Origin of the sequence: Streptomyces sp. NPDC058221, from assembly GCF_042882365.1 — a bacterium.
Classification (GTDB): Bacteria; Actinomycetota; Actinomycetes; order Streptomycetales; family Streptomycetaceae; genus Streptomyces.
The window spans coordinates 1-4,258 of record NZ_JBHVWF010000278.1 but is presented as its reverse complement, the minus strand read 5'-3'; the positions used below and the strand labels follow the sequence as shown (position 1 = coordinate 4,258).

General features: G+C 70.9%; 5 protein-coding genes. 3 read left to right on the top strand and 2 right to left on the bottom strand.

Annotation, left to right across the window (positions count from 1 at the left end):
* Window positions 1-1,450 (bottom strand): methylmalonyl-CoA mutase subunit beta (locus ACFVW8_RS38550; protein ID WP_389698620.1); only part of this gene is annotated, 1,450 nt, incomplete at its 3' end.
* A gap of 236 nt (window positions 1,451-1,686) precedes the next feature.
* Between ACFVW8_RS38550 and ACFVW8_RS38545 the strand changes: the two genes are divergently transcribed.
* The 3 genes from ACFVW8_RS38545 (at window position 1,687) to ACFVW8_RS38535 (ending at window position 3,570) form a co-directional block, all read left to right on the top strand.
* Complete coding sequence (locus tag ACFVW8_RS38545; protein WP_389698622.1) at window positions 1,687-2,100, top strand: DUF6325 family protein; 414 nt, start codon at window positions 1,687-1,689, stop codon at window positions 2,098-2,100.
* A gap of 53 nt (window positions 2,101-2,153) precedes the next feature.
* On the top strand, window positions 2,154-2,426 hold the full coding sequence (locus tag ACFVW8_RS38540) for an SHOCT domain-containing protein (protein ID WP_389698618.1): 273 nt from the start codon (window positions 2,154-2,156) through the stop codon (window positions 2,424-2,426).
* Window positions 2,427-2,772: 346 nt separating this feature from the next.
* The gene (locus tag ACFVW8_RS38535) at window positions 2,773-3,570 is read left to right on the top strand and encodes a tyrosine-protein phosphatase (RefSeq protein ID WP_389698616.1); all 798 of its coding nucleotides are present in this window, start codon (window positions 2,773-2,775) and stop codon (window positions 3,568-3,570) included.
* 60 nt (window positions 3,571-3,630) lie between these two features.
* Here ACFVW8_RS38535 and ACFVW8_RS38530 read toward each other — a convergent pair.
* Window positions 3,631-4,258, bottom strand: a 628-nt coding sequence (locus ACFVW8_RS38530; protein ID WP_389698614.1) for a fatty acid desaturase family protein, incomplete at its 5' end; no start/stop codon positions are given.

Sequence of the window (4,258 nt, the reverse complement as noted above, 5' to 3'; positions counted from 1 at the left end):
GCTCCTCGAACGCCTCGTCCCGGCGGACCACCGGCAGACCGCCCGGTGCGGCGGCGGCCGGCCCGGCCTCGCGCTCCACCGTGCGCTCGGCGAGCTGCGGGAACTCGCTGACGCCGGTGATGGGTTCCTTGCGCCGCGCCAGGTTCTTCTTGCGCGCCACCCAGGTGGCCGCGAGACGCTCCGCGAGCATTCCGGAGTCAAGTGCGGCCGCCTGACCGCCCGCCCGCTCGATCTCCTGGAAGAACGCCCAAGCCGCGTCCGCCAGTTCGTCGGTGAGCCGCTCCACGTACCAGGAGCCGCCCGCCGGGTCGATGACCCGGGCCAGATGTGACTCCTCCACCAGGATCGTCGACGTGTTGCGCGCGATGCGCCGCGCGAACGCGTCCGGCAGGCCGAGCGCGTGATCGAACGGCAGCACGGTCACCGCATCGGCCCCGCCGACGCCCGCGCCCAGACAGGCCAGTGTCGTGCGGAGCATGTTCACCCACGGATCGCGCCGGGTCATCATCACCGGCGAGGTCACGGCGTGCTGACGCTGTGCGCCGGCCTCCACCGCGCCGCAGACCTCGGCGACCCGCGCCCACAGCCTGCGTGCGGCCCGCAGCTTGGCGATCGTCAGGAACTGGTCGGCGGTGGCCGCGTACCGGAACTCCAGCTGCGCGCAGGCCTCCTCGACACCGAGTCCGGCCTCGGTCAGCGCCCGCAGGTAGGCGACTCCGGTGGCCAGCGAGCTGCCCAGCTCCTGGGCGGCCGAGCCGCCTGCCTCGTGGTACGGCATCGCGTCCACGGTCAGTGCCCGCAGTCCGGGGTACTCACCGGCGCAGCGCCGGGCCCAGCGGACCGCGGAGGCCAGGTCCGGTGCGGCGCCGCTGCGGGCCGCCTGCCCCAGCGGGTCCGCGCCGAGACTGCCGCGCGCGGACTGCGCCGATACGCCCCGCTCCGCGTAGAGGCGCAGCAACTCATCTGCCGCGGCGTCGAGTTCGGACCCGGCGTCCAGCGTGATCGGAGCCAGGTCGAGGTGCACGCCGTCCAGCGCCCGGGCCAGACCGGAGACCGGCACACCGCCGGCGTCTCCCACGGTCAGCCACAAGGAGGTGACACCGTTCTCCAGATCCGCGAGTGCGGCCTCGTTCAGCCGGGCGGGATCCGGCGTGCAGTGCCACTGCCGTACGCCCCAGCCGCCCGCCGTGTTTCCCTCGGGCGTGCTGCCGCGAGTGAAGGGGGCGAAGCCCGGGAGACCGGCATCGGGCGCGTCGTCGCGCGAGGTGTAGAGGGGGCGGGTGATGAGCCCGTCCTCCACCGTGGTGGACAGTGCTTCCTCGGCGGCCGAACCCGAAACGTCCTTGCCCGACTTGCGCAGCACACCCTCGACGAGGCTCTGCCACTGCTCATGGGCGGGGTCAGGGAATTCGGCGGCCAACGAAAGCCCGTCAGCAGGCAGGACCGTCATGCCCAGATGCTAGGGCAGGCCTCAGAAGAGCAGCAGAGGCGCGGCCTGTGACCTTGCCCTCTCCCCGCGCACTTGATCCTTTACGTACTGTCGAGTAACACCCGTGGGGTGCGACTCGCCCCGACCTCTTCCCAGAATGCCGATGGGTGATTTGTCGTAGTGCAGCAACAAATGACCGAAGTTATGCTGCTGGCAATCCATCCCTCCGGAGAGGACACCCCGTGGCTGTCGGACCAGTGGAGTACCTCGTCGTCGCCTTCCCCGGCAGCCGGTTCACCGGTGCGATCGCCCCGGCGCTGGCCGAGGCGGTCGCGTCGAAGGCGGTGCGGATCCTCGACCTGACCTTTGTGTACCGGGCCGACGACGGCACGATCGAGACTGTCGAGCTGGACGACCTCGACCCCGACGACCTCGTGTCGTACGAGCGGGTCGAGGGTGAGGTCAGCGGGATGCTCAACGAGGACGACATCCGGCAGCTGGGCGAGAGAGTGCCACCGGGCAGCTCGGCGGCGCTGATCGTCTGGGAGGACCTCTGGGCGGTGCCGCTCACCGAGGCCGTCAGGGCGTCGGGCGGACAGCTCGTCGCACACGAGCGGATCCCCGCCGAGGTCGCGGAGGCGGCCGTGTCCGCCACCGGTTCTGCCCGCTGACACCGACCCGCACCGGAAGGGCGTACGACATGCCGATTTTTCGAGGACCCGGAATGAACCGCCGCGGGCCCGGCCTGCTCGGCGCGGCGGCACGCACGGCCGTGGTCGCGGGCACGGCGTCCGCCGTCAGCGGCCGGGTTCAACAGCGTCAACAGACGAGGTTCGCCGAACGGGACGCCGAGCAGACAGCCCCGCCGCAGCCTGCCGCCGAACCGGCCCCGGACGACGTGATCAGTCAGCTGGAGCGGCTGGCGGAGCTGAAGAAGCAGGGCATCCTCACCGATGCCGAGTTCGCGGAGCAGAAGAAGAGACTCCTGGCGGAATGAGTCCGGCCGGCACAGCCGAGGCCGCGCACGTACCGGCCGTCCGCCGTGGCGGAATATCGATGACTCGGCGCCGGAGGATGTGTCCAATGCGCCACGTCCCTCTCTTGTGTCATCCGTGCGGGCTTCGCCGCACCTGCGGCCGGCCTGTTGTCCACGCCGGTGCATCCCTGTAGCGGTGCGGGCCGGAGGTGCTGGTGACGTTCGAGTATTTCCCCCCGCGCATCCAGGCCTGCCCAATCGATCATCCCCGGCGTTTTACTTTGTCGGTTTCTCGACCTCATGCGACTTTTGATCCGGCCAAGCCGAAATCAATTCGGATACGTGTCGGGAAAAGAGGAAGTTCATCGTGCAAACCGTCAGGGCCGTCCCGGCAGTCTCGGTGCTCAATCTGCGTGACCTGGGCGGCATCGCCCTGGAGTACGGCCGTCGGGTCCGGCCGGGCCAGGTGCTGCGCTCCGGGCAGCTGAGCGGGCTGGAACCGGCGGACGACGCCGCGGTGGCCGCACTCGGTATCCGGACGATCGTCGATCTGCGCACCGCTGACGAACGGGCGTCGGCCCCCGACCGGCTGCCGCCCGGGGCCCGGCTGTTCGTCGCCGATGTGCTCGGGGACAACCCCGGCGTGGTGCCCGCCAGACTCCGGTCGCTGCTCGCCGACCCGGTCGAGGCGGAGCGGCTGCTCGGCGGTGGAAAGGCCGAGGAGATGTTTGCGGAAACGTACCGCCAGATGGTGCTCTCGCCGCGGGCCGCGGCCGCATACCGGGCCTTCGTCGACACGGCCGCCGACGGTGCCGCGCGCCCCGTGCTCTTCCACTGCACGGCGGGCAAGGACCGCACGGGCTGGGCCGCCGCCCTGCTGCTGCTCCTGCTGGGCGCTTCCCGGGATGTGGTGCGAGCCGAGTACCTGGCGGTGAACCCCGTGGTGCGGATCGCCTTCCGGCCCTATGTGCAGAGCTTCCTCGACGCGGGCGGCGACCCGGAGATCGCGTCCGCGATCATCGAGGTCCGCCTGCGCTATCTGGACACGGCACTGGACGCCATGGATGAGCGCTGGGGCGGGCTCGGCGGCTATGCGCGCGACGGGCTGCGCATTCCGGACGCCACCCTGCGGCGGCTTCGCGCGGAACTCGTGGCGCCCGCCTGAATCCGTTCCGGAGCGTCGCGTTCGTGGGCCGGAGGCGGCTGCCGCCGGCCCCGCGCGTGCTCACCCCTGGTCGGCTGCCGCCCTGAGCGGTGCTCCGGCCCGGTGCAGACTGCCGAGGGCCTGCCGGTAGGAGCCGATCAGCCCCGTCTCGGTGTAAGTCAGCCCGAGCTCCTGGCAGTAGCGCCGCACGACCGGTTGCGCCTTGCGCAGCTGCGGCGTGGGCATGCTGGGGAAGAGATGGTGCTCGATCTGGTAGTTCAGCCCGCCCAGCGCGATGTCGGTGAACCAGCCCCCGCGCACATTGCGGGACGTGAGGACCTGCCTGCGCAGGAAGTCCGGGAGGTCGTCGCCCGAGAGCATCTGCATCCCCTTGTGGTTGGGGGCGAAGATGGAACCCAGGTAGATGCCGAACAGGCACTGGTGCACGGCCAGGAAGGCCAGCGCCTTGCCGGGCGGCAGGACCAGCAGGAGCGCCGTCAGGTAGAGCGCGAAGTGCGCGATCAGCAATGCGCCTTCCGCCCCCCGCTGTTTGAGTGAACGGTCCGCCAGTGCCTTGACCCCGGCGACGTGCAGGCTGAAGCCTTCCAGCGCGAGAAGCGGGAAGAAGAGGTACGCCTGGCGGCCGCCCAGCAGCCTGGGCAGACCGCGGGCGGCCCGCGCCTGGCCCTGGTTCCACACCAGTACGTCG